This window comes from Chitinophaga sp. (genome assembly GCF_017745275.1).
Lineage (GTDB): Bacteria > Bacteroidota > Bacteroidia > Chitinophagales > Chitinophagaceae > Chitinophaga.
Genome location: NZ_JAGHZS010000017.1, coordinates 1 through 6,002 on the forward strand (window position 1 = coordinate 1; position 6,002 = coordinate 6,002).

General features: G+C 48.2%; 1 protein-coding gene. It reads left to right on the top strand.

The window, feature by feature from the left end; translation table 11 throughout:
- Window positions 1-6,002, top strand: a 6,002-nt coding sequence (locus tag J7623_RS31695) for a non-ribosomal peptide synthetase (RefSeq protein WP_291929403.1), incomplete at both ends; no start/stop codon positions are given.

The following is a 6,002-nucleotide window of genomic DNA, read 5'->3' on the forward strand; positions in this document are numbered from 1 at the left end:
ACGGTAAAACGGATCGCAAATTCCTGGCTTCACGCGATGATATAAAAGTAACCGGTAAAATATATTTTGAAGCACCGGTGGGTGTATTGGAAAAACAGCTGGCCGCCATCTGGGAAGAGCTGCTGGCGATTCCGGAAATAGGTCGCCACGATGATGTGTTTGAACTGGGTGGTCATTCCCTGATGGTGATCAGAGCAGTATCTGCTATCCGGAAAACAATGGGGCTGGAAGTAGCTATTAAGCAGATGTTTGATTATCCAACAGTGTACTCGTTAGCGGAAGTATTGAAAAATACGAAACAGGAAGTGGTTGTACCTCCCATACCCATAACAGATAGAAGCAAGCTGCTGCCTTTATCATTTCCTCAGGAAAGATTATGGTTCATTGATAAGCTGAAAGGCAGCGTGCAGTATCATATGCCATGGGTATTTAAGCTGAAGGGTACTATTCATGCTGCTCACCTGGAATCTGCTTTCAGGGATATCCTGCGCCGTCACGAAGTATTAAGAACTGTTATACAGGAAACAGCAGGAAGCGGTTACCAGGTGATCCTGGAAGCGGGCGGCTGGAATATGCGTTGTCTTACCGCAGCCGATATAATATCCGCCGGCATCACGGTGGATGAATATATTCAAGAGGTATTAAATACCCCATTCGATTTGTCGGCAGATTTTATGCTGCGGGTCCACCTGATCACGACCGGCGACGATGAATACCTGTTGGTGGCAGTTACGCATCATATTGCCTTTGATGGCTGGTCTCTATCATTGCTGGTGGAAGAGCTGATGGAAGGCTATCGCAGCCGGCTGGAAAACAGGCCGGCGATAATAAAAGCCCTTCCGGTACAATATGCAGATTACGCGGCCTGGCAGCGTACTTATCTTACGCCAGCCATGATGACAGAGAAGTTGTTGTATTGGAAAACGCAATTGCATGACCTGCAACCACTGGCCTTGTTAACAGATTATCCAAGGCCGGCACAACAAAGCGTTACAGGCGCACAGTTGAGTAAGCTATACCCCGTATCGCTGAAAAATGGATTACTGGCTTTATCGCAGCAGGAAGGCGTTACGCTGTTTATGACATTGCTGGCAGCATTTAAAGTACTGCTGTTCCGCTATACCGGTCAGTCTTCCGTACAAGTAGGTACTCCCGTGGCTGGCCGGCAGCAACAGGAAACAGAAGGATTGATTGGGTTTTTTGTAAATATGCTGGTGCTGAAAAGTAATGTTAGTAGTGACATGTCTTTCACCGGGTTGCTTAAAAATATCCGGGAAACTACGCTGGCTGCTTACGAACACCAGGATGTGCCCTTTGAAAAAGTAGTGGAAGCACTCGGCCTCGGAAGAGATATGAGCCGCCATCCTCTTTTCGATGTAAAATTCCAGGTATTAAATACACCCGAAACCAGATTGTTTGATCTCGGCAATGTATCGCTGCAGCCTGTTAATCCCGGAGCGGCAACGGCGCAGATGGATATTTCACTGGACATCACGGAACAGGCAGATGGACTGCATATACAAGTTGTATACAGCAGCCATCTTTATACACATGCCACTATAGAACGGCTACTGCAGCATTACGAGCAGTTACTGTTATCTATCCTGGCTACTCCGGCGATGGCTATAGGTACTTTACGAATGTTGCCTCCGGCAGAAGAGAATGCCGTACTGACAGCCTTTAATGCGGCTTCCTGGCACGATGAGCAGCATACCATAGTATCGCTGTTTGAGCAACAGGTACAGCGTAGCCCTGATGCTACCGCTATCTTATTTGAAGATACGGCTATGAGCTATCGCGTTTTAAATGAACGTGCCAATCAATTAGCCCGCTACCTGCAATTGCAGGGTGTGGTGCATGAAACGCCGGTAAAAGTATGTATGGATAAGTGCCCGGAAATGATGATCGCTATACTGGCTATTTTGAAGGCCGGTGGCGCTTATGTGCCGGTTGATCCGGAGTATCCTTCCGGGCGGATTCATTATATGATCAGTGATACCGGCAACGGACTGGTATTAACGGATAGCCGTTACCGTGAACTGCTTCACAACACCGGCGCTTCGCTGATCTGTCTCGATGAAATAAAGGCAACTATCGACTACCATGATGCATCGGCATTACCGCTGGTATCATCGCCCAATAGCCTGGCCTATATGATGTATACTTCCGGCAGTACCGGGCAACCCAAAGGAGTGGCCGTAACGCAACGGAATGTAGTGAGCCTGGTAACACAGCAATCCTATGCACTGGCACAGCCGGAAGAAGTATTGCTCAGCACCGGTTCTGTATCTTTTGATGCCACTACTTTTGAATACTGGATGATGCTCCTGCACGGAGGCCAACTGTTACTTTGTGCCGCCCCTGTATTGCTGGATACCCGTTTGCTGAAAGCGCAGATCCGTGCTCATGGGGTAACGATGATGTGGTTTACCGCAGGCTGGTTTAATGAACTGGTAGAATCAGATCCGGATTTATTTGCCGGCCTGAAACGGATCCTCGTAGGCGGCGACCGGCTATCAGCACATTATGTATCGCTGCTGCAAGGTTGGTATCCTGCATTGGAGATCATTAACGGTTATGGTCCTACGGAGAATACCACTTTCTCAGTTACGCATCATATCCGCGCAGTAGACCTATCCGGTGGGAACGATATTCCTATCGGCCGCCCGCTGGCGGGGCGCCCCGTATATGTATTGGATGCCCGGCAGCAGTTATGTGGCATTGGCATAGCAGGGGAGTTATATGTAGGGGGAACAGGTTTATCAAGGGGATATCACCATGCATCGGAATTAACCGCGGCAAAATTTGTAGCTAATCCTTTCGGGGAAGGTCGGCTGTACCGGACCGGAGACCAGGTGAAATGGATGCCTGATGGCTTGCTGGCCTACCTGGGACGTATAGATGAACAGGTGAAGATCCGCGGATACCGTGTAGAACCTGCTGAGGTGGAATGGATCCTGCAACAGGCCCGGGGGGTAAAGCAGGCGGTGGTGCTGGTAGACGGCGACAACGCAGCAGAAAAACAATTGATCGCATACGTGGAAGGAGAAAACATCACCCAGGCAAGCCTTCAAACATACCTGCAACAATTGTTGCCCGCCCATATGATCCCGTCCCGGATCCTGATCCTGGATCATATTCCACTCACGGAAAACGGGAAAATAAACCGTGCCTTTTTGCGGAGCTTATCGCTGCCCGTTACGTTACAGAACGAGTACACAGCACCCCGTAATGCTATTGAATCCCAATTGGCAGAAATCTGGCAGTCCTTGCTGGGGGTAGAACGCATAGGCATATACGAAAACTTCTTTGAATGTGGCGGGCATTCGTTGCTGGCCATTCGGGTAATATCTGCCGTAAGAAAAGAACTGAATAAGGAACTATCTATCAGGGAACTGTTCGATGGCCCTACGATCGCTGAAATAGCGGCGTTGCTGCTTCCGCAGGAACAGGCAAACAATCATATAGCCATCTGCAAATATGAAAGAGAGAAGTACATTCCCTTATCTTTTTCCCAGGAAAGAATATGGTTTATTGATAAACTGCAGGGCAGTGTTCAGTACCATATGCCTTATATTTTCCGGTTGTCCGGATCACTGGATGTGACGGCATTTGAATGGGCATTCAGCAAAATCATTGAACGACATGAAGTGTTGAGAACTGTGATTAGGGACGAAGACGGAAAAGGATACCAGGTGATCCTGGATAATGCCGACTGGCGCCTGGAGTACGTGAATGAATCAGATATATTACGGAGGTATGGCAGTACTGATGAGTATGTAGCCGCTATGATAAAAAAGCCATTTGATTTATCGGCCGACTTCATGTTAAGAGGATGCCTGGTAAAAATACAGCCAGAAGAATTTATCCTGGTAATGGTGATGCATCATATTGCTTTTGATGGCTGGTCTATTGCCATTATGGTAAATGAATTGCTGGCGGGCTACCATCAAAAAACAGGTGGTAGCACAGTAACCCCGGCCCCCTTACCGGTGCAGTATGCCGACTATGCAATCTGGCAACGGAAAGCATTGTCGCCGGAACTGCTCAACAACAAATTGCAATACTGGAAAGAATATTTGTCCGGTTTGGAGCCGTTGTTGCTTACCACAGATTATCCAAGATCTTCCAACCAGGGCCTCGCGGGAGCTTCTGTGTCCTGTAACATGCCTGCCGGGTTGGTGCACGACTTAAATACATTGGCAAAACAGGAAGATGCTACCTTGTTCATGGTACTGCTGTCGGCCTTTATGGTACTGTTGCACCGTTATACCGGACGGCAGTCTGTACATGTGGGTACTACTGTTGCAGGGCGTCATCTGCAGGAGGTAGAACAGTTGATTGGTTTCTTTGTAAATACACTGGTGTTAAAAGCAGATGTGGAAGAGGAGGCTGATTTTATCACACAGCTGAAACAGGTAAAAGACGTGGCTATCGCCGCTTATTCCCACCAGGATGTGCCCTTCGAAAAAGTTGTGGAAGTACTCGGCGTGGAAAGAGATATCAGCAGGAACCCTGTTTTCCAGATCATGTTTTCTTTGCAGAACATGCCAGAAGCAGCGGCCCTCGATTTTGGCCAGGTAAGTTTTGAAAAAGAAGGAAGAGAAAGAACGACTTCGTTGTTTGATATTAGCCTGGATATCCTCGAATCAGCTGATGGCTTATCCGTAACGATCACCTATTGTACAGAGCTGTTCCACAGGGATACCATCACGCGGATGCTCTCTCATTACAGTCATCTGTTACATAGTATCACAAAAGATCCGCATTGCAAAGTGAGGCAGCTGGACATTCTTCCGCCGGCAGAAAAAGCATTGCTGTTAAGTGGTTACAATAATAATCTCAACCACGTGTCTTATGCCGGTACTGTATTGGATATGATAGAGGTATTTACCCAAAGCACACCGGATGCAGTGGCGCTGGTATGGGAAAATGAGCAGTTGACCTATGCGGCATTAGATCGTCGCGTTAATCAGCTGGCGCATTACCTGGTTGATAAAGGCATAACACCGGAAACATTGGTGCCCGTGCTCCTGGAAAGAGGAATGGCGCTTATTGTAAGTATACTGGGTGTGTTAAAAGCCGGCGCGGCATATGTGCCGTTAGATCCGGCCTATCCTGTATCCAGGATAGCAGCAATGCTCCGGGATGTATCTCCGCGTATTATTGTCAGCAGCGATAGCTGTAAAGAAAAAATACCGCCCCAGTATCAGGCCAACCTGTTGATACTGGATAACAACCTGCAGGCATTAAATGGCTGGCAGCAGAACAACCCTGTTGTAGCACTCAGTCGTAAGCACCTGGCATATGTTATTTATACTTCAGGCAGTACGGGTGTACCTAAAGGAGTAATGGTAGAACATGCTGCCCTGGCGGATTACATCAGTAGGCAGGGGGATTATATGCAGATCACTGACAAAGACAGGATCCTGCAGTTTTCGAATTTTTGTTTTGATGCATCGCTGGAACAAATCTTCCTGGCGCTGGGTAACGGGGCCACATTGGTATTGGTTGCAGAGCATATTATACTGAACGGAGATTTATTTGATCAGTTTTTAGCAGATCAGCAGATTACTCACCTACACGCTACCCCAGGCTTCCTGTCTACCCTGAAAGGCAACCGCTATGCACTGAAACGTGTGGTATCGGGTGGCGATATATGCCCGCCTGCCTTAGCAGTGCAATGGAAGGACCATGTAGATTTCTATAACGAGTACGGACCTACGGAAACAACTATTACTGCGATAGAATATTGTGTTCCGCGGGAAGGCGCCGATCTGTCGGACAACTTACCTATCGGTAAACCGGTTAGTGGCACACAGGTTTATATCCTGGATGCCAACAATGAATTATGTGTGCCCGGCATACCAGGCGAATTATATATCGCCGGTGCCGGCCTGGCCAGAGGCTATTTAAATGATGCTGCGCTAACCGCCGCCAGGTTCATCGCTAATCCTTTCGGCCCGGGACGTTTATATCGTACCGGCGATATTGCCCGCTGG